Genomic DNA, 25664 nt, shown 5'->3' with positions numbered 1-25664 from the left:
CTAGATATTTATAAGATTTACGTAACTCCTTATAAGCATTCATCTTAAAAGTCATTCGAAAAGTGACCAACATAATCTACGTCCATACGTAATTTACTGCCAAATCTTCTAATTAATTTGATATGCAGTATCGAAGGTGTGTATATCCATAACAACTGGAATATGATCACATAGTAGCACTAAAATTTCGCCATAGAATTGTAAGAATAACTAAAAATATATTTGTAGTACGACTAGGTTATTAAAAAATTTTAAACAACTGAATGCGTAATATTCTTGATAAGCGAGACAACTGTTTTATAGGAAAACAGTAGTTCAATGACTAGTTTCAGAGAAATAGCTGTGTTTTTATCTAGATTGGATATTGTGATAGAGCAGTTATAAGCGGTAGAGTGTTTACCTTGCAAACAGTATGTTTAATGAGTGACCAAAACAAGATGTAAATTAATGTTCGTCATATACAAAGTCTAGGACTCTCACTATTAGCAACCGAAGCCCAATTTAATCTGACAAAGACTTCATTATAGCATAATACAATACGCTCAACACATTGCGGTACAATAAGGTTTTTATATTGAAGTACAATAAAGTATATTGAGGTAAAATGCCCAGACCCGGCTATAAATCAGTATATTTCCCAGATGAAGAGTTGTGGAAGAAGATAGTTGATGAGGCTGAGAAAAGGAAAGTAAGCGTTTATGAAGTGCTGAAGGACGCTTTTGAGTGTTATATGAAGGAAAAGGAAGGAAATAGAACGAGCTTGGAAGAAATAGTTAAGGAACTGCAAGAATTGAAGAGGAGGGTCGAGGAGTTGGAAAAGAAGGTTAAATAGGAAAACTCCCCAGTTTACTGAGAAAAATTCAGCTTATCAACTTCTCAATCATTTTTCTAACTCTGTCCTTAACTTGAGAAATTTCAGCAACTATCCCGTCATCTTGGAGTTCAAAAGTAGCGAAGCTAAGCACTTCATCTAGCTGAAAGTATACCCTCAGCAGTTATACTAACTCTTCTAAATTCCTTTGAGTTTGTAGTACCTCACTCATAGTCCTTCACCTCTAAATAATGTAAGTACTGGACTAGAGAATTCCTAGCTCCTCCAGCTTATTTAAAATTTCCGAATTATAGCCCTCCATAATCTTCATATCCTCGTTGATGTGGTATAAAGCCTCCAAAAGCTCCAATAACTTATCACCCTGGACTTGCGTGGCTCATCCCCACGAAGCAATATCTTCTTCTATTTGCATCATTTCCCGACTTACTTTCTCTATCTCATTCCTTAGTTCAGTACTAGCTAACTGCTTTAGTGTTTCGATATGACAGCTTTCCTCTGAAAGTAAACCCTTTCACAATCACAGGAAGCCTTAGTGATTTTTAGGCTGACTGGGTCTAGCGCTAGCATTGTATAATGTACTAGGTTAGCCTTGGACTTTCATCGTATATACGCTGAAACGATTATGCCCTCAGATAATACGTAAAAACATCTAACCTTTAATCGGATTTTTGGGATTTATGTGGAAATTATGTTTGCTCTATATGATATTTCATATCACAAGACCTATAATATAGCATATGTACGTGGTATATATGGCACGAATATATTATAAGTAGTTCAACAGTATAGTTAATAGGGGATTCAAAATGGTGATAGCACATAAGTTAACTGACGAGCAGAAAAAGATCCTAGAGAGAATGCAAAGTAGAACTGACTATATCATCAAAGCTCACAAGGAATATTTAGATGCATTAGCAGAATTTGATAGAACTGGAGTATTGAAAATTCATGGAAAAGTCCTTTATGTGAGAAAATATAATAATCAAGAAAATGAGGATAAACGGTTTAATCTTCAGTAATTTTCCGTATAATTTTCCTTATTTTATTTATCGCATACTCATCTTCTTCTGGTGGGTTATCGGCAACTTCGACTAAGGTCTTAATTAACTCTTCTTCTAAATCTTGTGGGATTTCCTTGTTAAACAATTCGTATAAGATATTTAATAACAATACGAAAGCAGTTCTCTTATTGCCGTCAACGAAAGGGTGAGAAGTTATTAAATGATATGTTAATACTGCTAAACTCCTACTAATATCGTTATAATTATTTAAGTCTTCTATTGCGGAATAAATCGCGATACCTATAACGTCTAAGTTAATTATTCCCTGCTCGGTATTAGGATCACTTCTGATTATACTGTAGTGGATTTTTATTATAGTAGGCTCTATATCACCTTTTCTACTTCTCCACTCTTCAAACTCGTTCAGTAGTCCTGCTAAGATCTGCATTAACTTTCTTTCCATGAAAAATAGACCTTAACTACTGTCTTCTATTAAACTATTTAATTCTTTAAGCTTTTCAACTACCCTTTTACCCTTTTCTGTTAATTTAATATACCACCTTTTAGGAAAGCCTCTAGTTTCCTCGATCTCTTCTACTAATCTCCACTCCTTTAAGATTTTAATAGGATTATTTACCGGAGCTGTTGAACTTTTTGTAAGTTCTATCAACTTCCTTGGTGTTACTTTATCATTTCCATATAGGGCTAATAACACCCTCTGTTGCATTTCCGTTAGTACTCCATTTTTAATCCTAATCTTATCAGAAGTGATGCCGTTACTGCTATGAAAATTAAATACCTTACCCTATCCTCCATATATGACTTCATTAGTTCTCTAACAGCTTCCACAAAACGCGTTACTAAACAGGTTAATGAGATTAAGAAATTAGCACGTGAGTATGCTGATAAGATTAGTCTAAAGTATGCTAAGCAAATTTAAGGAATTGTTTTAAAACTCCAATGAACTCTACACATCTTATATTAAGTACTGTTAATATTCCTAGTTATGGTTCAGCATATTACAAATAACGATTTTTACCTATACTTCCTGAGACTTTGAGCTAGTAAGAAAACCTTAGATGAGACTCATTGAATTTTCTAACTGTTGTATTTTCACAAAATTCAGTTTTTTGCATAACTAAGGGATTGTTATCGTGATTCTTTCAATCTCACGCATGATATGATAATTATCATTCCTTAAATAGCCCTACGTGATAAATATAAATAGGCTGAAGGTACGGGTAATAAAGTTTTCACATTTGGTGATATTAGGATTCGTGAGGTTAAGGGGAAGTATTATGTTTACTTAATAGAGAACGGTGATGGCGGTCAGAGAAGAGACCATTACATAGGTTCTTTAGAACAAATCGTAAAGGAATATTACGATATGAAGTGCCGCGGCCGGGATTTGAACCCGGGCCACAGGCTTGAGAGGCTAGATAACGTTTCAGAGGAACGTTGAAAAGAAACGTTTTCTGTTGCACGTTGAAGTAGAAGTAGAATTATGTTATGAAAGAAAAGTAGAATAAAACAGTAGTAGAATATGTAAAACGTTCCAAACTATCGAATCCCACAGTATATGTTAAGCTTAATTTCCTCTTAGATCACTTTTTCCAGTGTTTTGATTAATTCATTTGCTAATTGTTCAATATCATTTTCATCTATTTTATCTTTATTTTTAATATTTATTATTTTCTGTAATATATTTAGTTGTAGTAATATTGGAAAAATATTGTTTATAAAGTCTATGAAACCAAGAATATCATTAAGTATACTATCCATAGAATAGTTTCTCTGAATAACTCTATAATGAATATCAAGCAGAAATTGGTCAGCTTTCTTAAAGTTATTTAGAATCTCTTTTATTACCTCATATAAATTACCGTAAATACTAGAATAATTATTAGACCAATTGCGAATTATATCTTGTGGAATTTCAATGTTTCCGTTATTTATATGCGGATATCTTGAATTCTCTTCAAACTGAGCAAGATAAGACGCTACATTATATAGTTTAAATGGTAATATTAAAACGGTAAGTATAGAAGGTAAAACTTCGTCTAAAATAATATCTACTAAATTAATACTATTTCTGGATGAACTCTGTAAGGGTATACTTGATAGTTGTTTTTTAATTTCTCCCACGAATTTTTGAAAGAACGAAATAACATTATTAATACTCTCAATGATTCCCTTTATATCTTTTAATTCTTTCTCGATATTCTGTTGGTTACCTTGAGGTGATAATAAATTATTTATAAGCAAGTATATTACAGAATCAATATTATTTGTTATATTAGTATACTGTAGTTGAGAAAATATACCCTTTAAAATAACTTTATCATATTCAAGTTCCTTTTTTAACTCATCTATTTCGCCCTTTAATCCTTTCTTTAAGCCATGAGAGTATTCCTTTTTCAGTAAATCTTCCAGGCCTTTAATATCCAGTTTTCTCTCTTTTAACCTTAAATTTAACAGTGTAAGATAGGGTATCAAGTTAGTAACTCTACTATTACTTGAAGCTATCAGGCCCTCTGTAATAAATTCAGGAAATTCTATAAAGAGGTACTGATACATGCTCCTAAACGCTTTAAATATCTTCTCAGTTGATTGCTGAAGATAAAACACTGACTGAGCTTGATAATTACAATCCCAAAGAAGTTTACTTGCATCTAAATCAGATTCTGCAGTTTCTAAAAGCGCTTTAGCGTATTCTAAAAATTTATTATTTGGCTGGCTCATACTATCTCCTCCTTATACTTAAGACAATACATTCTCTCTTTCCCTGCCCTACTTTTATGCCATTTCCTTTCTATTATTCCTCTTTTGGCTAACCTTGTTAGATATACTAGCAGCTCCTTCTTATCAACACCAGTTTTCTCATGTAAATATTCCAAACTGCAGCAGCTCCCTGGGGCCTTAGCCATTACCATAAGTATGAGCTGTGTAATGGTAAACCTTGACTTATGTTTCTCTATCTTACTTTCCATAAAATTGTATCGAGAAATTTCCCTTAATAAACCTTAACTAGGGTTAACAAAGTGTTACCTCCTTAGAAGGGGGCTGAAAATGAGTTGTTTGACTGGGAATAGTAGGGTTAACAAAGTGTAGTATTTAGGGCCATTAATGTAAGAGCTTGCTGCTGCAAGCAAAAAATTTGAGATCCGTGCAGGATTAACTACTTTGAATTTTTTCTCAGTAAACTAGGGAGTTAATTGAATTTTTCTAACGGGAATAGAAACCTGGGATCCCATGAGTAGCGCTTATACTGCTTACTTAACAATTTTTCAAAATTCAATGGAAATAATAGTAGTAATAATGGTAGTTATGTAGTTGTATTGCTGCAAACAGCATTAGAATCCCCATGAGAACAGCTACACCGTTTACTGCAGGGTTGTCGTAAGAGAAGTGGGCTAGTGCGAATCTTTTCCACTTCCCGTTCCTCTTTACGTATATTCCTCTTTCAGTAAACACGTCCAATAACATGTGTGATGGTCCGTTCAACAAACTAACTAGAGTTAAAAACACCAGTTCTTTGCTCGGATACGCATAATAGTAAAGTAGTGTTAGTACTAATGCCGGAATAAAACCCCAAACCGCACTCCTCGGCAGAGTGTGAGTGAGGGGAGTCCTCCTGACTATTTCCCTCCCGTAAACACTCCTTATTTCATGACCAAACCTATCTATTAACGTATTACCTAATATAGCGACTACTCCTGAAAAAAAGAGTGAAGTATAAAAGTGATGAGTCAAGAGAGTGCCAAAAAAAGTAAGTAAACCCGTAGAGAAAACGTAATGTGTCTGGAGTTTCATTTAAACACCTTAATTAATTCGTTATATCTAGTTCTTCTAAATCTAAAAGGAGCTGTGCTATAACTCTCACAATTTCTTCAGTAAAATATCTATTATTTTGCTTCTTTACGATATTAGCTATTCTTAAAAGCTCTAGAACGTGATATACAGCTTCTTCTTTTATCCCCGTTTTTTCTGCTATTTCTTCTATGGTGTTACCGCTTGTATTTGCTAAAATTACTAGAATTATATTGTCGATTCCTCTTAGATGATCATATATAAAGTCAGTAATATTGCGCCACCTGCTGCTAAAATCAGACTAATATTTCTGAAGAATTTGCTCAGATTAGGTTGTGCATTTAGCTCCAATAATATAAGATACACAGCACTGTAGAAGAAGAATATAATTGAAGGGACTAATAGAAGAATTTTTATTGCTAATACTGGCGAAATCATTTCCTCCTTCTCCCTCCTCTTCTTTGTTGTATAGTATAGTAGTCTCTTATTCTCGCTAACGCTTCCCTATAATCTTTTACGCCCTTTAACATCTCCGCAAGCGTATTATTCCCTATATATCTTAACCAAGCTACTATGTGCCCTTGTTCTAAGTGCCAGTTTACACATGCCGGGTCTGTAGCACCTATCCTCATTATTTCTTTCTCGAGTTCTTTTTCGTTGTGGGCTACTCCGACTACTCTATCATATGACCTGAAGTAGAAAGGCTCCACTTCGTTCACCCCACCTATGGGGTTTTTTAAAAACCCTTTAGGTAGGAGAGGAAAATGTACCGTCCCAGAAAACACGAAACATTAATACAAAATGGAGGGGAGAAAAAATGAGTAACGTTTTCGGTATGGATATTAGAAGATTCTCAGTCCTAGTTGTAGCAATAGTAATAATACTAAGCTTGCTAACGAGTTTCGTAAACCTGAAAGTCCCGCAAAATAGTACAGTACAATTAGGGAGTGGGGGAGGACAGAATTATAATTATAATTTTAACAGCGAAACGAACACGTACACGGTAACACTTACCCCATCCCTTCAATCAATGAATTATATCAATGCTTCGGATGTCTTTAAGGAGCCTGATGGAAATACCTTATTCGAGTTAAATAACCACTCAACTACCTTGTTTAATGCTTTCAAACACTTAATTCAGCTCAATGTTACAAACATAACACCTTCAGCGTACTCTAAATTGCTTGCAATATTAGCTACGTTGTGCCCGCAGTATTACTATTCATATACATACTCTGATCTAGATTTAATACCGCCAAGTTTGAATGACACGTACAATATGACAAACTACCAAATTAAAGTAAATTACCCATACATTTTCAATTGGCCAGTTAGTTACAAGGCAGAAAAAGAAGCTATTTTCCCGAAAGGAGTTTCTATATTTTATAACAGCACTAATAATAGCTATGTATACCATGTATTTCTATACGATAATTTCACTCGTCAGAATATTGTACTAAATTACTCCGTGCCTTTTAACACAACTCTGGAAAGCACCAGCCTTACATTCTATTACAAAAATCAGATAAGGACATTTGCAACTATAACTATTCAATATAGTCCGTTATTGAATGTTACTAACAAAACAGAGCTGATAAAGTTCTACACAACTATTTACAAGACAAATATATCGGACCATGAACTTGTCTATAAGGCATGGACACTACGTAACACCACATCTATAGCGGTATATGGTACGATATTCCCAGTAACGACGTATCCATCATGGTTTTCTTATCCACCATCGATGCTTGTGTATAATATTTTCCAGTTTGACGTTGTAAATTCTACTAATTATACTAGAGTTCTTATGGTTTATATTCCAGTAAATGTAACAATTGATATGCACATAACTAATCAGACAATAAAACAAGGAAAACAGACTATAATATATCAAGTGATAACTCTAGAATATAAGGTAACATACTTCAACAATATTACATTCCACAAAATATTAAAACAGTATAATGTAACATTAAACGCACGTGATTTATACGGCACGAACAGTTATTCTTCCAGCAGCTCTAATTATACTGCTAAATATTACGTTGATGTTATCAAAGATGTAAATACTAAGAAGAACTATACTTATTATTACTTCTCAAAATATAATAACTATGTCGAACCGTACAAACTACTTTTTGAAAAAAACTATACGGAACTAACCACGCCATACAGTAATGTGACTTTCTATTATGTTTACAAAAACGTGACAGTGTTTTATCATAACTACTACGATTTCGTTATTTACTATGCATATGTTTTTAACGGGACAAGTCCCCAGGTTTGTCCTCAGTTTTCAATGCCGTTTAACTATGGTGCTTTTAATAAAAGTAAAATGTATGATGGAGAGTATTACTTTATAAACGGTTCATGGCTTATCCCTAAAGAAAACATAACGTTTAATTTCACTGCGTATACATACGATTACTTAGGTATTTTCTATAGACACTACACGGGTGCGATCGTAAATTTGACTGCAGCGAGGAACTTGACACAGCTTAATAGTACAGCGTTCTGCTTGAACGTTTCATTCAAACTACATTACAAGACGTTCCCTCCGCCTTCGTGGATATTCCAGCCTTTAACACCAGAACCCGTCCAAGCAATCCAGAGTTGGTATTATCTTCTAGAAAACTTAACGATAGCCCACTTCCTGATGAAAGTAGTAACGACTGGACAAACAATGTCTGTTAAACCGCTTTATTTGTTCAAGTTGAATATAACACATGTGAATAACATCAAGTTAATGCAGGTATTTAACGTGTCTAAAGAGGGGTATTATATGTTCTTCAATGTGTATTTCTTCAACAATTTAACACTTGCCTTCAACTATACAACATTCAAAATATTCTTACTTAACTTCACTAGCTATAACATAAGTGTAGATGGTGAAACAGTAGAAGTTCAGATGTACAACTTATCTAATTTGACCCATGTTTTTAACAGTCAATTCAATGATTACACGTCTGGTAAGTATACTGTTTGGAGTAACGGTTACATATCACTGAAATTCACGGACAATAGCACATTTTACAAGTTCCCGCAGACAGTCCTTGACTATTATAAGTTTGAGTACTTCGCATTAGTAAGCGAGTTTTCAGGACAAAACCTGATTGAATTTGTAGAATTGTCGAGTTATAACTTAACGTGGAATATTCTTGACGTACAACGTTATAATTTCACATTGCAAAAGTATATTCCATATTATGAACTAGGTATCGTCAACATATCTTCAGCACCGTTGCCCTTCCTGAATTCGACGTCATATTTCAACGTCTCTGGGGACTACGTAGTATATGTGATAGACCCAGCATATTCAGTATCTTTTGGTAATTGTTTCACATTCAACAATGTTAACATATACATCTACAATGGGCAAGCATTTCCAAAACTCCAAGAAGAAATATCGCTTTACCAGGGCTATTTTATACCAGAAATTGTTTGGGCAACATTAGCACCCTATCAGACGTATAACACTAAGATAATTTCCGTGTATCAGCCCCCGTCAAGTTAAACCTTTTTATTTTTCGTTAAACTCCCCAGTTTACCGGTAATACTTCTTTTTCGCTAGAAATCCTTACAAGATTTTAAAAAGAAGAAACACTGATGCCCGAAGAGTGTACTATTATTAAAAATTCAGAAGGATATCTAGTGGACTCGTGTACAGGAGAAGTAGTAGAGTTTGAGAATTATGCATATCAAGATTATTCAAATTTGGAATATTACGAAAGAGTAAGCTCTTCAAAGAAGAAAGAGACTAAGAAAGAGATAAGAGACATGAAGAAGATTGTGCTAAATTATCTGCTTTCAGTCATGTCTGATGAGGAGAAAGAGATGTTCTATAAAATTTTACAAAAGATTGATGAGAAGAAGTTAGATGCTGCTTACTACCTTGCTATTTATGAATATATTCTCTCAAAAGAGAATAAGACTGTAGACCGAAATTATTTGAAATTCTTAAAAATGAAAGGACTAGGTAGATACGCAATTAGACAGAAAAAGAAGCTGCTCAGAAAGATTCTGAAAGAAGACCCAGTTATAGATTACATATACAATGAATATAATGGAGATAAGGATGAGGCTTTGAGGGTTTATGAGTTACTGAAGAAACACAGCATTTTATACGGAAAAGTTGAGACGAGAAAGAAGATATTACTAAAATACTTATCGGATCAAAAATTGAGAGAAAGATTATTTGAAGAAGAGAGAATGAAAGAGATCGAAAGAACTTTACTTTTATTAAACATCAGGGATTTTGAGAGCTTTAGTTTCATCTAACTTTTCTTCTAGTATCGACTCTATGATCTTTTCGTTAAGTTTATGTACAATATATGCCTCGTTTTTCGTTAAGTACCTGATATAATATACATCTCTAACTGCAGCTATTTGCACAAAACCTACCCCATTTTTTACTAGAATTATCACGCCATTAGGTAAAGAATTTACTTTGATATTATACTTCTTCGCAACTTTTTCAACGAGTTGAACTAAGCTCATTCACTCAGTCCTCCACTTCGCTTTTTCCTCATCAGTGAGCTGAATCTGAATGTGTGTAGTAATTGCGCCAGTCCTTAGAATCCCCCTTCCACGTGAAGATTTTAGGATATAATCAATCTCTTCTTCTGACAAATGCGCTAAATTAACTAGGTCGTCTTTTGCCTCCTTCTCTTGTTTTAATATAAGCTTGTTATCAGCCAATTGCCAAGCCTCCTTAGAATAATTATTCATATTATAATGTTGAATAAGCTGGGTCATCGTGATCATACTGGTTCTCAATGCCCTGGCAGTCCTGTAAATCATAGCTATAATTTGAGCTACCGAAGAGTATTCAAACAGAAAGTGAGCTTCGTCGACTACTAGAACCTTTGGAACATCTCTGGGTAGTTTATTTATTAGGGCCCAACCATACATCATCAACATCGTTGCTGCTAGTCTCTTCTTCCTAGGATCTTCGGTATCCAAACCCAAGATCATAAACCTCTTCTCATTAAGTTCTATCGACTTTCCAGTGAAAACGTGTTTGTCAGCACCAGTGGTTAAATTAAGCAGGAAGTTTTCGAGTTTGCGATACTCCGTAGCGAACTTCTTAGACGCCATGTCCTCCAAATTATCCATTAGTTCCTTTAGGGAGCTTGACATCTCAAGTTGACTTACTAATATACCCCTTAATTCTGACGGTATACCATATTGTTCTACTAGGAAGTCGGCTATATGCCCGGAGCTAATAGTCCCATCTCTGACAAGCTTCACTGGATCCAGGCCCAGGTAGTCTTGATCATGGAAGGCCACGTTCAGGTCGGCCTCCCCTTTGAAAAATCTGTTGTAATTGCTCACTGGATCAACTATTAGGACGTAAATATCCTCATAGACTTTCCTTAGTCTGTCTATCATTGCAGCAACGCTAGTAGTCTTTCCTGACCCCGTAGTCCCTACCACTGTCCAATGAGGGTTCTGACGACCATTGACTGCTAAATACGGGTTAATTACTATTGGCGCTCCCTTATCGTCAATCCCTAAGAAAATCCCATTATCTTCTACTAGACTAAAACCTACTAATGGATAGAACTTTGATAATGAGACATTGCTACTTACTCTATATCCTATAGATCCTTGGAACTCATAGAGTTCTTTTTGAGCACAACATGGCACATCCAATAATATCCCATTTTCTTGAGAAACTTGAATTAATTCTCTAGAGAGACTCTCTAGCTCAGCTGTAGTCTTTGCATGAATTATGAAGATGAATCTGAACTTGAGGGGATCTGCAGCTTCCTCGTCTAAATCTTTCTTTAACTGAGCCCCTCTTACCAACATCTCTTCTACTTGAACTGAGGAAGAGGCATACCTGGCCATCTTTTGCTTTTTGACCTCAAGACTATTGAGATAATTTCTTACAGAAAGTGGTGAAATTTTCTGGAACTGTACTATAAGCTCAAACAACTCTGGCCTAATGGATTTGAAGTCTATTCGTCCTAATGATCCCTCTAGAATTTTGGTACTATATGCATATGAAACTAATACCCTGGCATAACCTTGATCTGTCTGTAAGTACTTAGCAAACTCCTTAGTAACTTTAGGCCTCTGCGGAGGTTCAGCTGTCTCTAAGTCTAGTTCCTTTTCCGTTACAAAAATGAAAGAAGACGTAATAATAGGGAACTTAGTCCCCTCAAACTCGTAGGTATCTGGCTTACGACTGATGTAAATATAGCCCTTTTCAGCTTGACTTAAAAGAGCACTTAATTCCTTCATTTTCATGTCGCGGTCCTCTGGAGATAATAAGAAGAAGGGGATCCCTTCTAAGCGATAGTACTTAGTTTTGTCCTTTTTTACTGTCTGTTGATTCGGTTTTTTGAAGATGTTGAGGAAACTCATGCTCTCAGAAGACGCGATTTTAAAAAGGATATCTTGAATTTTTCTTCAGTAAACTGGGGAGTTTATTCAACTGTGCTTTTTAAAAAGAGCTTGATTAGGAGGGAGAATGAGGAAAGCATTAACTATATTCATTATTATATTATTGCTACCTAGTCTGATAGGAGGAGCAGGAAATATTATAGCAATGGCTCAGAGCGGTGGAGGAGGTTCAAATAGCTTAGGACAATTCATAACAACGCTGCAGACACTGATACCGGCAGCGTTAATTTTGCTTGCGATATTAGCAAATCGTTATGATCAACGTTATGCTCTAGTATTATTTGCTGCTTCTATGGCATCAGCGATATTTCTAGCAGCCGCAACTGGAGGGAAGATAGGAGGAAACGTACAAATTACATTAGTGCAACTGCAAGTGACTGTTAGCGGACCTACCTCCGCATATACTGGTCAGCCAGAATATTATTCAGTATCTTATAGTCCTTCCGTCCCTAACCCCACAGTAGTCTGGCAAATTTATGCAAATGGAACTCTAGTATCCAACTTCACTGGATCAACGGAAATGAGTTACGTATTTAAGAGCCCAGGTAAATATCTCGTTGTAGCAATAGTAGAGGATCCACAGAACTACGCATATGGAAGTAATGGTCTCCTAGTCTCTGTAACCAATCCACCAAGTCCTTTAGGTTGGATACAAGGTGCTATAGAAGGAACTCTGAATAGCTTCTTTGGGGCTATAGCAAACGGGATAGAAGGTCTGGTCACAACTTTCTTACAATTTATAGGTTATCCATTAGAACAGATGGTAGAATCGCCTATACCTGGATCTTTTGACAAACAATTATTCAATGAAGTATATGATTACTCTGTAGGTCTTGCGATGTTGTTTATTGCTTTCTCTATTGCTTATAATGCGTTCCAGGGGTTCTATTCAGATATTATTGACCTTGCTGGCGACGTAATGTATAAGTTATCAGTCTGGGCTTTATTTGCGGTAGGTGGGATCACAATATACACTTATGCTGCTTCATTTATCAATAGTCTAATTTATGCTACTGTAGGTCCAGAACTAGGTATAGCTTCTGCTGGTTTAGCTGCAGGAACAGGGCTCTATTTAGCAATTGGTGGGGGGTTAGCTGCTATACCCTTCTTTGCTAACGATTTTGATTATTTAATATCCGCAATTTTGTATCTTATGCTGTTTACTACAGCTATAGCAACTGTTAGAAACAGTGTCATGCTGGCAATAGTAGCTCTGATACCATTTCAGGCCACGCTCTGGTTATTTGAGTGGACAAGAAAAATAGCTCTAATTATGGCTAACTTATTGATAGGAATGATGGTAGCTGGTTTAGTTGCAGCTTTTACCATAGCACTATTAGTTCATACAGTATTCGGATTTCTTTTGTTATTTCTACTGCCATTAGCATTAGATATAGAATTCATTTCAACGCTAGCGTTATTCGTATTTACACTACAGCCTGGAGACGTTTTAGTAAGCAAAGTCCATTCCGCATTAAAACAAAAATTAAGAGAATAAGGAAAAACTATTTTTTATTTAGGTAAATTTTCTTAAAAGCTTCTGCCCTATTTATTGGGTCTATCACATATTTTATAGTAACTGTAGCTCCGTCTTTCTTCTTGATTATCCAATCGCCTATGAAATTTGTTTCTCCTGACAATCCAAAAGCACTATAATTAGATGTTTGACTAACGTTTAGCGGAATGATGTCATCTATTTCTTCCCATCTTATTATTTTTCCTTTTCTCATACCTGGAGACAGAAGCCCAGGTCTTTTTTCTAAAGTGAATATTCCTTCATCGTCCCAGTACCAATCCTCTACAACGAGTGCCTTTGGGATGTTTACCATAAATTTGCCTTTTACTGGAGGTCTTCCAGTTAATCTATGTTCAGTAGTGTTTATAACATCACTAACGTTCTTTTTCATTTTGTCAAATATTCCCATGTATTTCTTTTCTCCTTCTATAGCTAAATACTTTTCTGTTTTAACTTTAAACTCCACGGGAGTTAGTCCTAAAATTACCGTGAACTCTAGGTGAGTTCAAAGGAAGAGTTTAAGGCAAAATGAGATCTAGCTCTAGGATAGCTAGAAGAAAGTTTTTTGTACTACTCTGTTGTACTAGTTAGGAAGAAATCTGCTATACTAGTTAGGAAGAAAGTTTTTTGTACTACTCTGTTGTACTATAGCATAACAGAGTGATAACTATGTCAGCTGATCTTTCTCTCCCTTTAGAGGAATATTACAAGGGTCCAAACGAAATGAAGAATAGGAATTTTCCTGTACATCTCTTAGAGAAGATGCGGAATTATTTAGTCAAGCAATATGAGGAGAATTTGTTCGAGATATATGAGGGTACGCTAATGTTAATCCTAAATCCTGAAGATAAAGACAAGTTAAAAATACTGTTAAAAGAAGTTGAAAAAATAAAGGAGGATTTTGAATTATATAACTCTATACTTGAAAATAATACAACCATAGGAGAATACGTTAATATGGTAATGAGAGAGTTTCAAAAACTTATTGACGGGTTGAAGAAAAATGAAGAGGAGTTCTACAAAGAGGTATTAAATTCTGATAACCCTAATTTCCTAATAACCACTTATTATTCGTTGTATTTACGCTTCGTAACAAAAGTATACTTAAAACTACATAAGATTAACATAACCAATCCTAACATAAAAACAAAAGATTCTAAGATTAAAGATATATTCAACATCGCTAATTTCCTAATAGGATTTTTCGGGATGCCTATACTGATATATATAAAGAAAAAAGAAGTATTCCCTTATATATCTGAGCTAAGCGGAGCATTATTACACGCACTAGTTGCCGATAGGACACCTATACCCTCAAAGGACTCCTTAGGATATTACCTATTTTTCAAGATCCACGCTGATAACTCATGAGTGAAAAGGAAACTTTTTTCTTAGATACCAATATTATTATAAAATGGTTATATAGAGAAATTCTTAATGAAAATCCAGCTGTTGAATATTTTATTAACTCGTTAAGTAAAGGACAATGCGTTATACTTCATATCAATTTAATTGAATTTGAGACAATAATTTACGACGCTTATAATATAACCTCCCATGTGATTTATGAGAAAATACTATCTAAACAGGATTGGGATAAACTAGGGGTAGAAGATAAACTACGAGTTCTTGAAGATATTAGAAAGAATTTTGAACAAATCTATGAACAGATACGAACTAAGTACTATAACGGACAGATCTCACCGGGAGGAATAAGGCAAATACTTGCAAAGAAGTTCTTCATAATGTTAAAAGATAAGTTGCTCAACTCTAATCTTGAAGCTCTTAGGAACCATATAACTTTAAATGAGAGAACACAGGATCTAATTGACTATTTAGATAGTGTGGAATATTTAATCAAGCAAAAATGCACTGTAACTGACGATACTAAAATACTTCTTAGTGATAATATCATAAGAGAAATTCAGCTAATTTATGAAGGTATTAGTGCATATATACGCAACTTAAAGTCTAAAGGATATAACAAGACGCCAGGTAGAAATGACCAACTAGTATTTGTATACCTCTTTTTGTTATTACGTGGCAGGATTTATGATAAGATCGTTTTCATTACAGATGATAATGATTTTGAAAGAATGTATAACACAGTGTTAAATCATTTGGAGGATATTATAAATGGAAATGCAAATCCTCGAGGAGACTTTAAAGAATATGCTATTGAAGCTAACGATATCTTAAGAAAATTAGTAATCAAAGGTATCAATGACTTAATCACTTAACAAAAGAGTTAATTAAAACTTTTATCTCTCCTTTAGTTTCCCTCGGTTTCTCCTTTAACTCTTCCTTTAAACTCCTCTAGAGTTCACGGTAATTTTACGTTAAACTCCCGTAGAGTTAAAATTTATAGCCTGTGAAATTAATTTATTCATAATGCCATATATAATTAGAGTCAAAGACCCAGAGCAGATTAGCCAATTAGCCAAGAAGTATAGGAAATTCCAGATGGAGTTAACGATATACCTTAACGACCCGCAAGCCGTTGGAGGGCTGAAAAGTCGAAGGAGGGTAGATATTATCAAAATAGACTAAAAAAGGAAAAAAATTTTACTGGTAAACTCCCCAGTTTACTTCCTTATTTTAGCTATCATTAAGCCGACCGAAACACCAACTGCGACTGCAAATATCAAATCTTGAATCAGCGTCGCCGGATAACTGAACTTTAGATCAAGCGTCTCTACGAATGCTGGAGCGTTAATTAGAGCTAATAACGCCGATGCAGTAATTACTATTTCCTCCTTGAACTTCTTTATGTCAAATGTTGCGAGAGTTTTTACTTTCTTCTTACTCTCTTTCTTCTTTTTCTCTTCTTTACTCTTCTCTTTCTTCTCTTTAGGTGCTAAGAAGTCATTGAGATAGAACTTCATGAAGTGGTACACATACTGAAATTCGTCCATGCTTTTCTCTTCGTAGAAAATAAAGAATAGTATTGGGGCTATAAAGGCCATTGCCAGCATAATGTTCTTGAAAGTGAAAGAAATTGCTAGCATTAGTAACGGAAATATCACTATTAGTTCTTTCATATTCACGTTCTTGAAACCCAGGGGAAACGATTTCTCATCTATTCCGCTTGTCGTATATAACCAACCTACCGTTTCTTCTCTTAACCTTGCCATAAGATAGGGGTTTTTAAAAAGAGTATGAAGTGAGCAGCATGAAAGTCCTGCAAAAGATAAAGCAAGGAGTTAAGGTAGTAGGAGAGAAGGTAATAAATGTAGTGAAGATGCCGATTTTGAAATACAGAAAGGGCAATCATGAGGCTGCAGTGGGTGGTTTCATAGCTGGGTTAGCGCTTTTGGGAGGAGCTATAGCTTCCACATTTGACAGCAGCTTTAGCAGCTTACTGGGGAACGATGCTAGCTACATAACGGACTTTCTGGCGCTAATTGGTTTTGTCTCGCTGGTAGGAGGCATAGTCGAGTATAGGAGACTAAGAAAGCAAGTCTTCAAGAAACAATTTAATTAAGCTATTCTTTTTTTGGTAATATTCTTCTTTTTCTCTTACCCAGTCAGGCGGGTGTGAATCAAATATCCACGCTTTTATTCTATCTAGCTTTCTCTTTGGTCTTTCTGCGCCGCTTTCGTATTTTACATTATATTTAATATATGCATAAAGGTCTGCGTCTCTTTCCATCTTCCAGAGTAAGAACTTTCCTAACAAAACGGCTGGGATTGCCAACAAAGTACTAACTGGTAACAAAGCAGCTATTGCTACCAGGAAAACGTAAATATAGTTGAATTGCTTAGTATGTCCTTCTTCATGCCTTAAGACCTCCTCACTTATCTTGTTAGAGAGAAAAACTATAGTGTTTCTAAAGAATATACTGTTAAGCGTTATCGCGTTCTCTTCATTAATATCCAAAACCCTCACGTTTACTTTCCCTTCCCTCCTAACTCCCTTACTTTTGTAATAAAGATAAGCGTGGAATGATTCGTAGAATACTATTACTATCGCTATATTGAATAAAGAGAGCTCCCAATCCATCATCTCAAATGCTTTTTAAAAACGCTTTAGTTGAGGCAAAAATGAGGGCAAAAACTCTACTTCCACTATTATTCATTATAGTATTAGGTATAACTGCAGCTGCGTCAACAACTACAAACAATAGTATAATCAATTCAACGCAACTACAAAGCTATGCTCAAAAAATCCCAGCTCCACCTTCTAATTTCTTCCAAGAGATATTGAATTTTATAGCACAAGCTTACAACTGGCTAGTAGGGCTCATCCAAAACATTTTACAAGCGACATTGCTAAAGCAAGACCCTTCATTAGCGACCACATACGCTAACATCATAGCCTGGCTAGTCCCGTTGACTGCAATTTACATTATTTTGACACTTGTCGAGGTCGCTAGAAAATATTTAGGCTACATCATCGCTGCGGGCTGGATATTCTTAATAGTAGTACTCCTTCTAGCTCACTAAAGTTGTTTTCAATTTTTTCCTTAGTAAACTGGGGAGTTTATTGAATTTTTCTAACGAGAGTAGAAAGCAAGGGATCCCAGTATAAGCGCTTATACTGCTTACTTAACAATTTTTCAAAATTCTAAGAGACAAAGTGAAAGTTTATAAAACTTTCTCTACATATAGAAATTTAGGGCAATGATGAGAGGTGATATGCTGAGGAGATGAGGAACGACTGCCAAAGCTGAGCCCGTGTTTTTAAAATAATATATGCTAGGATGGAGCTCTACAGAGTTAGGTTAAAAAGCGGGGTAGACTATCAAAAGCTCAAAACTACAGAATTGTTTGGTAACGTCTTCGAGTTGATTTTCATTAAGAAGAGTAAGAACGAGATGGAATTTTACGTGAGGACTGCATCGAAGGAGGAAATACTAAGACAGTACTTCGTCCTTTCGAAAGCAGATGAGCCTCCTTCGACCCGCCTTGTTGGGGTGTTGAAGCTGAAGAACGAGAAAGATTTCTACGCAAACTTAGAGTACTCTAATTTATTGAACTTGGTGACCTCGTTAGAGGAGGGAGAGCAAATTAGGATATGGGTAGTTTTGGAGCCTAGGTTAAACGACCTCTTCATAAAGAAAGCGGATAAATTAAAACTTCAAGCTCAAAAAGCAATGTTAGGAAAGAGGAAGAAAGAACTTCTAGCTAGTATTTTAGAATCTTACGCAAAAGATAACTTATACCTTCTTGACATAAAGGTCTTCAGCAGTCAAAAGAGCAGGCTAAAGTTACTCTTCGAATATACGAGGCAATTGATCCACACGCAAAGTAAGAAACTAAGAATGGAGATAAAGAAGGCTAAGAAGTTCAAGGACAAGCAGCCGAAAATAGGAGCATGGGAGGCTATAGCCAAGTATAAAGTGAGGCTATGGATAGACGAAGATAAACTTAACGAGAACTTACCTTTGCCCTCTCCAACTCAGGTACAAATTCAGATGAGTATCGGAGTTGTATTACCTTATTTTAAATTAGACAGAAAGCCTGAGATATGTATAGGTAAAGATTTAATTTATAATGAGGAGGTCTGCTTAGAGCCTATAGACTTTATAGGTCACGCATTCTTCTTCGGTGCCTCAAGGTCCGGAAAGAGTAATACCTTAGAAGTAGTAGCTAAACAGTTAAAGAATTATGGAGTAGTGATATTTATTGACCCCAATTCGCAATCTGCAAGAAAATTATCACAAATAGCCGACATGTATTTCTCAATTACTAAAGAGAAACCGAACTTCGGGCTTAACATATTACAATTACCCCATATCTTCGAGGACAGAAAGAAGAACATAGACTATCAAATAGCTAATGTGTTAGAACTCTTTGACAAGCTACTCAACTTAACCGAAACTGCGGTAAACGTTAGATACATTCTACAAGTTCTGCTTTATCAGATGTACAAGCTTACTGATAACGTAACATTCCAGGACGTCTATAACGCGGTCATTGACCTCTATAACGGAACGTTAGACTTAGACGTAGATGATGAGCAGTTCCAAAAGGAAGTAGAAATGTTGCAAAAGATGCAGCCACAGTCCTTCTTCTCCATATTAACAAGGATAAAGATGTTAGTAGAGAACGATACTTTCAAGTATATAACTTCAGAAACAACGCTGGATTGGGATAAACTGATACCTAAAATAAGGAAGGGATTAATAGTATTTGACGTAGGAAAGTCTTCGGGAGAAATAGTCAGCCAAACGGTCCAAATGATGATTGCGTTATCTCTGTTTTACTATGCGTTCAGAAGGGACCAGAGAGGAGAAGAGAAGATCCCGATTTACTTCGTTGTAGATGAGGCACAGAATATCGCACACTTCAGCTTTTTAGGAGATATATTGGCTGAGGCTGCTAAGTACGCTTTGCATTTGATCTTGGCAACTCAAAGTTATGTCAGACTAATGGAGATGGCTGGAGAAGGGAATGCTAGGGGCTTGATGGCAAACACTAACGTTAAGTTGGTAATGAGGATAGTAGAAGGTAACGACGCAAATGAGATTGCTAAGTCAGCAGGGTTAAGAGAGTTCGTGGACGTATTCCCTAAGCTTAGTAGGGGTATGGGATTTTTAACTATCGGAGGAAAGCCAGGGGAGTTGAGTGCAGTAAAGTTCATTCAAGTGCATTACAGCGGATTAGAAGATAAGGAGGTTAAACTTACTACCGGATTTGAGCCTAAAACGAGACCTTCGCAAGACTTGTCTAAAATGCTTAATCCAGTATTACAATTAATTGAGAAGAAGTCAGATGCGTTAGAACATGTAATTCTCTACAAAGTGTTTAAGAACGGGAAGAAGATCTACATGCCGGATCTATTAAGGGAATTAGGTATTGATAGAGACAGAGTAGAGGAGACAATAAACAAACTTGCGGCAGCTGGGATGATAGATGTTACTAAAGAAGGCAATAAGAAGACTATAATTTACGTTAAGGGACTGTTTCCCTTAAAGCATATAGTAGAAAATGAGGAGGGAAGAAAAATAGCGCTCAGGGTAATTAAGAAGTACTATGATAAGGGGTATATCGTAGTCCCAGGGAAACAGCAAGGAGATGTGAGGCCAGATTTTCTTGCCTTAAAGTATGATACTAGCTATAGAGTGAAGTATGACGGCGTTATAGCGGTAGAAATAGAGAGCCCCAACGAATTATCGGTCCATGTGGAACAAGTAGTCAGGAATATGAAGAAGTATAACGAATTGCCTAATGTTGTAAAAGATAGAATTACCGAAATTCATATATGGACTTCTGAGGAGGCTTATCATAAGTTGGAGGAGGCTTACAAGAAGTTTTTAGAAGATAATACAATAGACGACGCATATAAGAAGAAAGTCAAAATATTCTCAGTGAAAATTAAACAAAAAGTAAAACAAGAAGCTCCGAAAGAGAAGAAAACTAAGGAGTTTACCGAGCGGAAGCCCGAAAGTAAGGAAAGCAAGCAGGAAACGGTTCCGGCGCTGGCCCAGGGAGCTGCTGCTAATACCAACAATAAACAGCAGCAAAACGAAGCACAAACTATTGCTGCAACTGACGGTAAACTGGGGAGTTTAACGGAAGCTTTTGAGGTTCGTGGCATTAAAGTAGTGAGATACAACGATAGGGCTACTGTAGTAATTGACGGTAAGGAGTATAACATAACCACCCTGGACTATAACTACCTAAAGAATATTAAGGATAAGATAGTGTCTGTCAAGCCTCAGGACGAAAAAATAGTTATAGCTTATGAGGACTCACGCGGTAAAATTCAACAAAAAGAAATTACCCTTCAATAAGCCCGTTCTTTTTTAAATATTCCTGAATTTCTGGTAACTGTAAATGTTCAGGCAGCAAATATTCCTTTTTCCTATAAAACTCTTTACACTTATTGTTTTCCCACTCCTTACAATACTCTAATTTAATTAATCTACCTTTTCTGAGCAGTCTAGTGATAGCGTAAGATATCATCGAGTCATCATGTTTGCTAACTTTATCGTACTCCTGCATTCTATTATCATATACAAAAACATACTCTACTAAGTCTTTCCTCCTTATAGGACGTTTAGTTTCCCTTACATACTGATCTATTATCCTCGGTATTAATTTTTCTACATATTTATACAATGGTTCGTTCGGGTCTGGCTCATCATCTTTAGGTACTAAAATTAACCTCTTAATATTACTACTACTTAATTTTTTCTTATCTTTATTCTTTTTTACTTCTGCATTCACGTTCTGAGTAATGTCTATCTGTCTATTCTCATTTATACTCATTATTGTCACTTAATACTAATGTATATTAATACTTACTAATATTCTTTAGTAGGCTAGACGTAGATTAATAGTAGATAGACGTAGAGCAAACGTAAACTTCCGTAGGGCTTTCATTTCTATACCCTTCTCTCTTTTATTTTTTTCAAACTTTATATCAAAATTTCTATACCCGGTTTTTCGGGCTTCGCCCGGTCCTTTTTGCTTTCTTTTTTGCTTTTGCTGCTTTGCTTTCTGCTTTTGCTTATTCTTCCAACTCTGCTAATTGCTTACTCTATTTTACTGCTTTACTCTTAATCTGCAACTTTGCTTACTTTACTAACTATTCTCTCTGCTTCTACTAACTCTGCTAACTGCTTTTTGCTCTGCAAATCTTACTCTCCTTTTCTGCTTATACTAACTAATTTTCTGCTTTTGCTTACTCTTGTTCTGCTTCTAAGCAGCTTTTTAACAAACTATTACTTTAACTTACTTTTCCAGGGTCCTTTCTAACCCTTTTAGCCACGGTCCTATAACTATTATCTCAGTTCCAGGGTCCTATTTTACTAATCCTTAACTCTCTTTATCCTAACATAATTCTCCTCATCTAGAATTCTATTTTCTATAAGGGGCTTCGCCCCTTAACCCCGTTTGCCTTGCTAACTAAACACCTAACCTGCCTTGCTAACCCGGGACCTACTTCCTTACCTCACTAATCTCCTTCCTAATCCCTAAAATCTATAAGGGGCTATCGCCCCTTAACCCCATCTAGTTTATCCAGCTAGCCTACCCTCCTTACTTCCCTAACTTACCTCCTCCCTAACTTACTCTATAGAACGTTTTACACTAAAGTTCTATTCTTACTTTTAGTATAAGGGGCTTCGCCCCTTAACCCCTTGCTAACTAAACACCTAACCTATTTTACCTACATTGTTTGCCCTCCTTACCTCCCTAACCCAACCTACCTCACTCCTCCCTAATTCGTTTCTAATCTATAAGGGGCTAACGCCCCTTAACCCCGATTTTAATTGCTTGCCTTGCCTGGCATTGCCTGCTAGCATAGCTTTTGCCTAGCATAGCAGCTTTGCCTCGCCTAGCGTGCCTGGCTTTGCCCGGCATTTGCCTGGTCTCCCGGCTTTTCCGGCTTTGCCTTGCCTAGAAGCATTGCCTAGCCTAGCCGGAATTCCCAGGATTTCCCAGACTTCCTAGCCTGGGTCCTATGCCTAGATTTCCCGGATCCCTGCTTGGATTTCCCGGCTTTCCCTAGCTAAGATTTCCTAGTCTCGTCTCGGACCTCGGACTCGAACTCTCGAATTTCGAACTCTCGGACCCAGGGGCTGGCGATGAAAATGAAGAAGTGGAGAGAGAGGTGGTGGTGAGGGTGAAGGAGTGGTGAAGGAGAAGTCATGATGAAGTACTAACATAATATACATAATATAATAATGAATAATTGTTCTCTAAAAAGAGTATTTAATATAATAGTCTCTCCATAAAGAAATAATATATTGCTTTTTTGCGTTTAGTGTGCAAAAAATGAAAATTATTTGTCTCTTTTAGTGTGCAAAAAAGTAGAAAAATACAAAATAGTTTTTCTCTTTTAGTGTGAAAGAAAAGATAGTTAGTTAATGTAAAGAAAAAAGAAAATAATGGAATAAAACAATGAAACTGAATAAACTCCCCAGTTTACCTACTTAAAACCTTGTCTCTAATTATGGAATATTTAGCGTATTCCGGGTATTTCTTGTAGACGTAGTTTAGGATCTCAGTCCTACTCTTCCTAACCCATTCTCTGAAAAACATCTCAATCTCCTTTTCCTCTTCCTCAGGCTTTAACTCACTCTTTAAAACGTAATTCCTCTTGTACCCTATTATTTCTCCGCTCAATGGATCTCTTACTTCCTCCTCCTCAACATCAACCTCTCCTGATTCGATTAGTTTATCAATATAATCTTGTAATTTCGACGAATAAGGACCGAAGAACCAAGGCTTAAAATCCAGTCCTAACTGAACCCCTTTCTCCTTCTCAAGTAAAAAGAAAATCTTCTGCAGTTTAGTCGCAGTGACCTCTGTATTCTCCTCTTTAGCAGTGTAAAGCAGTAATTTAATTGAGCGATAAATTCTGTCCTCGATTAACATAACCAGTAACCCTAATATTAAAGTACACAGAGTACATAAAAAATTTAGAATGAAATAAAAGAACTGTTATAATATTCATATTGTGATAATAAAAGGGCAAAGATAAAAACAAAAAGATTTTTAAATATGTTTTTGCAGAAGTAGAAATGGGGATGAGGGGATGATGAGTAGGGTCAGAATTGACCTATGAAAGGATACCCGACAGCTGACCTGACCCCCTCATCCCTAATTCATTACTTATCTTTTCAACTATTAAGCTTATCTTCTCATTGAATTTTGAAAAATTGTTAAGTAAGCAGTATAAGCGCTACTCATGGGATCCCGGCTTTCTGCTCCCGTTAGAAAAATTCAATAAACTCCTCAGTTGTAATAATAAATGTGCAGAAAAAGAAACCAAAAGATTTAAATATCTGTTTAACTACACATCTAAATAGGGGGGCAAACCCCCAGAGGTGATGACGGGGGCATGCCGATAGGTGACGAATGGCTTGGAAGCTGATTCCCCTTAGCCCCCATTATATTTTATCCTTCTTCCTCATTTATATTTTTCCAAGTCGATGTTGTACTTCTTAGCGTATTCTTTTAGGCCTAAGTCTAATACCTCGTCGGCAACGTCTGAGTATCTTTTTCCTATGTCTACAGCTATCTTCTTTATTATCCTGGCGTATTGAGGGCTTACCCACAGTTGTTCCTTACTCGTTGGGTGAGACACCATTTCACTCACTAAGTAAATATCTGTTTAGATGTTTAAGAGCTTTACTGTTGAGATAAAGAGATTGAATAAACTCCCCAGTTTAATAAGAAAAATTCAACTAGTATGTATAACTACTACTAAGCATGTGAAATGAAAAACAGAAGAGTGAAAGCTTAAGGCCCAGGGTAAAAAGAAGTGCGTAAGGCCTTCTTTCTTTTCATAAAATTTTCTAAAAATGAAAATGAAAATTCAATTAGTCTCAAAAAAGTGTAAGTTAGTCTTCATAAAAAATACGTAAAATTGAAAGTGTGGGTGAAAGTGTAAAAGTTTGTTTTATTTTTTGTGAAAGTTTGAGTAGTAGTTATTAATAGTATATCTCTTTTTAGAGAAGTTAGAATTTGTTACAGTTAATCGGGAAGTTTATTGAAACAATTTCATAAAAAATAGAAGAACTTTTACAAATTAAACTGGGGAGTTTACCGATATTTGAATATTTATTACAAAATTGATAAATTAGGAAGATAGAATTAGCTGCTTATTATTCTCGATCTAGAGGAGAAGGTTCTTATTCAGCCTTACCTTCAGAATTAGACCGTTCTTTAACCTATATGCAAACAATACCCTGGCCTTAGTGAACTCATCTAATATTTCAGTTATCCTGGAGAGGTTTATCCTCATTTTTAATGCATAATAAATCTGTTCTGCAATTGTTTCATTTTCACTCCTTTCTACATAACCGTTAAGTTCATAGAAGAATCTTAGAACCTCTACTTCATCTTCGTCCAATTTTCTCCCCAGGGCCTTCTCTGCTTTTTCTTTTATTTTCTCAAAACTACCCTGGAGCTGTAATATCTTCTTAGCAGTTTCTGACAAGGAATAAACGTTAATGTTGTTTACCTTCTGAACCTGAACCCAGCCTTTTTGAATATAACGTCTTATCCTGGGATAGATCTCCTTAGAAGCAGTGTTAATTACTTTAGCTAGGTCCCGGGCTAGCTTAGGTCCTTTAACTAGCTCTTGAAATATCCTTATTATATTATTAGATTTGAAGAAGTAGACGTTAGTCAT

At 35.8% G+C, this 25664-nt stretch carries 29 protein-coding genes; 12 read left to right on the top strand and 17 right to left on the bottom strand.

Annotation, left to right across the window (positions count from 1 at the left end; all coding sequences use genetic code 11):
- Nucleotides 1-604 precede the first annotated feature (604 nt).
- Together WIW89_RS06880 and WIW89_RS06875 are read left to right on the top strand one after the other, a co-directional pair.
- On the top strand, nucleotides 605-832 hold the full coding sequence (locus WIW89_RS06880) for a hypothetical protein (protein WP_012713853.1): 228 nt from the start codon (nucleotides 605-607) through the stop codon (nucleotides 830-832).
- A gap of 806 nt (nucleotides 833-1638) precedes the next feature.
- On the top strand, nucleotides 1639-1851 hold the full coding sequence (locus WIW89_RS06875; protein ID WP_337720225.1) for a hypothetical protein: 213 nt from the start codon (nucleotides 1639-1641) through the stop codon (nucleotides 1849-1851).
- Here the strand turns inward: WIW89_RS06875 and WIW89_RS06870 are convergent.
- A complete protein-coding gene (locus tag WIW89_RS06870) occupies nucleotides 1838-2296 on the bottom strand; it encodes a type II toxin-antitoxin system death-on-curing family toxin (protein ID WP_337720224.1) in 459 nt (152 codons plus the stop codon). The two genes, WIW89_RS06875 and WIW89_RS06870, sit on opposite strands and share 14 nt — an antisense overlap.
- A gap of 12 nt (nucleotides 2297-2308) precedes the next feature.
- Nucleotides 2309-2560, bottom strand: coding sequence for a helix-turn-helix domain-containing protein (locus tag WIW89_RS06865; RefSeq protein WP_337720223.1), 252 nt, complete (start codon nucleotides 2558-2560; stop codon nucleotides 2309-2311).
- Between the two features lie 540 nt (nucleotides 2561-3100).
- Here WIW89_RS06865 and WIW89_RS06860 point away from each other — a divergent pair.
- Nucleotides 3101-3295, top strand: a complete 195-nt coding sequence (locus WIW89_RS06860; RefSeq protein WP_443296359.1) for a putative integrase — start codon at nucleotides 3101-3103, stop codon at nucleotides 3293-3295.
- Nucleotides 3296-3432: 137 nt separating this feature from the next.
- On the opposite strand, the gene WIW89_RS06855 is transcribed toward WIW89_RS06860, so the two are convergent.
- From WIW89_RS06855 to WIW89_RS06830, 6 genes are all read right to left on the bottom strand, one after another.
- Complete coding sequence (locus tag WIW89_RS06855; RefSeq protein WP_337720222.1) at nucleotides 3433-4575, bottom strand: hypothetical protein; 1143 nt, start codon at nucleotides 4573-4575, stop codon at nucleotides 3433-3435.
- Nucleotides 4572-4823, bottom strand: a complete 252-nt coding sequence (locus WIW89_RS06850; RefSeq protein ID WP_337720221.1) for a plasmid regulator — start codon at nucleotides 4821-4823, stop codon at nucleotides 4572-4574. Before WIW89_RS06850 ends, WIW89_RS06855 begins: the two co-directional genes overlap by 4 nt.
- A gap of 304 nt (nucleotides 4824-5127) precedes the next feature.
- Nucleotides 5128-5646, bottom strand: a complete 519-nt coding sequence (locus tag WIW89_RS06845; protein WP_337720220.1) for a DUF1286 domain-containing protein — start codon at nucleotides 5644-5646, stop codon at nucleotides 5128-5130.
- Between the two features lie 13 nt (nucleotides 5647-5659).
- Entirely contained in the window at nucleotides 5660-5863 is a 204-nt protein-coding gene (locus tag WIW89_RS06840; RefSeq protein ID WP_337720277.1) for a hypothetical protein, read from the bottom strand.
- A 26-nt stretch (nucleotides 5864-5889) separates the two neighbouring features.
- On the bottom strand, nucleotides 5890-6081 hold the full coding sequence (locus WIW89_RS06835; RefSeq protein WP_337720219.1) for a hypothetical protein: 192 nt from the start codon (nucleotides 6079-6081) through the stop codon (nucleotides 5890-5892).
- A complete protein-coding gene (locus tag WIW89_RS06830) occupies nucleotides 6078-6353 on the bottom strand; it encodes a hypothetical protein (protein WP_337720218.1) in 276 nt (91 codons plus the stop codon). The genes WIW89_RS06835 and WIW89_RS06830 overlap by 4 nt, the downstream gene beginning before the upstream one ends.
- Nucleotides 6354-6460: 107 nt before the next feature.
- On the opposite strand from WIW89_RS06830, the gene WIW89_RS06825 reads away from it, so the two are divergent.
- Both WIW89_RS06825 and WIW89_RS06820 read left to right on the top strand, forming a co-directional pair.
- Nucleotides 6461-9160: a hypothetical protein gene (locus WIW89_RS06825; RefSeq protein WP_337720217.1), complete on the top strand. Its 2700-nt coding sequence runs from the start codon at nucleotides 6461-6463 to the stop codon at nucleotides 9158-9160.
- 92 nt (nucleotides 9161-9252) lie between these two features.
- Nucleotides 9253-9924: a hypothetical protein gene (locus tag WIW89_RS06820; protein WP_337720216.1), complete on the top strand. Its 672-nt coding sequence runs from the start codon at nucleotides 9253-9255 to the stop codon at nucleotides 9922-9924.
- On the opposite strand, the gene WIW89_RS06815 is transcribed toward WIW89_RS06820, so the two are convergent.
- Together WIW89_RS06815 and WIW89_RS06810 are read right to left on the bottom strand one after the other, a co-directional pair.
- The gene (locus WIW89_RS06815; protein ID WP_337720215.1) at nucleotides 9886-10143 is read right to left on the bottom strand and encodes a hypothetical protein; all 258 of its coding nucleotides are present in this window, start codon (nucleotides 10141-10143) and stop codon (nucleotides 9886-9888) included. The two genes, WIW89_RS06820 and WIW89_RS06815, sit on opposite strands and share 39 nt — an antisense overlap.
- Nucleotides 10144-12018, bottom strand: a complete 1875-nt coding sequence (locus WIW89_RS06810) for a VirB4 family type IV secretion system protein (protein ID WP_337720214.1) — start codon at nucleotides 12016-12018, stop codon at nucleotides 10144-10146.
- A gap of 106 nt (nucleotides 12019-12124) precedes the next feature.
- On the opposite strand from WIW89_RS06810, the gene WIW89_RS06805 reads away from it, so the two are divergent.
- Entirely contained in the window at nucleotides 12125-13555 is a 1431-nt protein-coding gene (locus WIW89_RS06805; protein ID WP_337720213.1) for an Ig-like domain repeat protein, read from the top strand.
- 7 nt (nucleotides 13556-13562) lie between these two features.
- On the opposite strand, the gene WIW89_RS06800 is transcribed toward WIW89_RS06805, so the two are convergent.
- On the bottom strand, nucleotides 13563-14039 hold the full coding sequence (locus WIW89_RS06800; protein ID WP_337720212.1) for a hypothetical protein: 477 nt from the start codon (nucleotides 14037-14039) through the stop codon (nucleotides 13563-13565).
- A gap of 203 nt (nucleotides 14040-14242) precedes the next feature.
- Between WIW89_RS06800 and WIW89_RS06795 the strand changes: the two genes are divergently transcribed.
- From WIW89_RS06795 to WIW89_RS06785, 3 genes are all read left to right on the top strand, one after another.
- Nucleotides 14243-14944: a hypothetical protein gene (locus WIW89_RS06795; protein WP_337720211.1), complete on the top strand. Its 702-nt coding sequence runs from the start codon at nucleotides 14243-14245 to the stop codon at nucleotides 14942-14944.
- A complete protein-coding gene (locus tag WIW89_RS06790) occupies nucleotides 14941-15813 on the top strand; it encodes a hypothetical protein (protein WP_337720210.1) in 873 nt (290 codons plus the stop codon). The genes WIW89_RS06795 and WIW89_RS06790 overlap by 4 nt, the downstream gene beginning before the upstream one ends.
- A 151-nt stretch (nucleotides 15814-15964) precedes the next feature.
- Entirely contained in the window at nucleotides 15965-16123 is a 159-nt protein-coding gene (locus WIW89_RS06785; RefSeq protein ID WP_337720209.1) for a hypothetical protein, read from the top strand.
- Nucleotides 16124-16158: 35 nt separating this feature from the next.
- Here WIW89_RS06785 and WIW89_RS06780 read toward each other — a convergent pair whose 3' ends face one another.
- Complete coding sequence (locus WIW89_RS06780; RefSeq protein ID WP_337720208.1) at nucleotides 16159-16707, bottom strand: hypothetical protein; 549 nt, start codon at nucleotides 16705-16707, stop codon at nucleotides 16159-16161.
- A 38-nt stretch (nucleotides 16708-16745) separates the two neighbouring features.
- On the opposite strand from WIW89_RS06780, the gene WIW89_RS06775 reads away from it, so the two are divergent.
- Nucleotides 16746-17057: a conjugal transfer protein gene (locus WIW89_RS06775; protein WP_337720207.1), complete on the top strand. Its 312-nt coding sequence runs from the start codon at nucleotides 16746-16748 to the stop codon at nucleotides 17055-17057.
- Here the strand turns inward: WIW89_RS06775 and WIW89_RS06770 are convergent.
- Nucleotides 17022-17576, bottom strand: a complete 555-nt coding sequence (locus tag WIW89_RS06770) for a conjugal transfer protein (RefSeq protein ID WP_337720206.1) — start codon at nucleotides 17574-17576, stop codon at nucleotides 17022-17024. The two genes, WIW89_RS06775 and WIW89_RS06770, sit on opposite strands and share 36 nt — an antisense overlap.
- Nucleotides 17577-17617: 41 nt before the next feature.
- On the opposite strand from WIW89_RS06770, the gene WIW89_RS06765 reads away from it, so the two are divergent.
- On the top strand, nucleotides 17618-18019 hold the full coding sequence (locus WIW89_RS06765; protein ID WP_337720205.1) for a hypothetical protein: 402 nt from the start codon (nucleotides 17618-17620) through the stop codon (nucleotides 18017-18019).
- 257 nt (nucleotides 18020-18276) lie between these two features.
- Nucleotides 18277-21312, top strand: a complete 3036-nt coding sequence (locus WIW89_RS06760) for an ATP-binding protein (RefSeq protein ID WP_337720204.1) — start codon at nucleotides 18277-18279, stop codon at nucleotides 21310-21312.
- On the opposite strand, the gene WIW89_RS06755 is transcribed toward WIW89_RS06760, so the two are convergent.
- The 4 genes from WIW89_RS06755 to WIW89_RS06740 form a co-directional block, all read right to left on the bottom strand.
- Nucleotides 21299-21790, bottom strand: a complete 492-nt coding sequence (locus WIW89_RS06755; protein WP_337720203.1) for a hypothetical protein — start codon at nucleotides 21788-21790, stop codon at nucleotides 21299-21301. The genes WIW89_RS06760 and WIW89_RS06755 overlap by 14 nt on opposite strands.
- A gap of 1659 nt (nucleotides 21791-23449) precedes the next feature.
- Nucleotides 23450-23902 carry a conjugal transfer protein gene (locus WIW89_RS06750; protein ID WP_337720202.1) on the bottom strand — a complete coding sequence of 151 codons (453 nt, stop codon included), beginning with the start codon at nucleotides 23900-23902 and terminating at the stop codon, nucleotides 23450-23452.
- Between the two features lie 535 nt (nucleotides 23903-24437).
- Entirely contained in the window at nucleotides 24438-24617 is a 180-nt protein-coding gene (locus WIW89_RS06745) for a hypothetical protein (protein ID WP_337720276.1), read from the bottom strand.
- Between the two features lie 528 nt (nucleotides 24618-25145).
- Entirely contained in the window at nucleotides 25146-25664 is a 519-nt protein-coding gene (locus WIW89_RS06740; protein WP_337720201.1) for a conjugal transfer protein, read from the bottom strand.

Origin of the sequence: Stygiolobus sp. CP850M (assembly GCF_037389425.1) — an archaeon.
Lineage (GTDB): Archaea > Thermoproteota > Thermoprotei_A > Sulfolobales > Sulfolobaceae > Stygiolobus.
The sequence above is the reverse complement of the archived record's forward strand: the minus strand, read 5'-3'. Positions and strand labels throughout refer to the sequence as shown.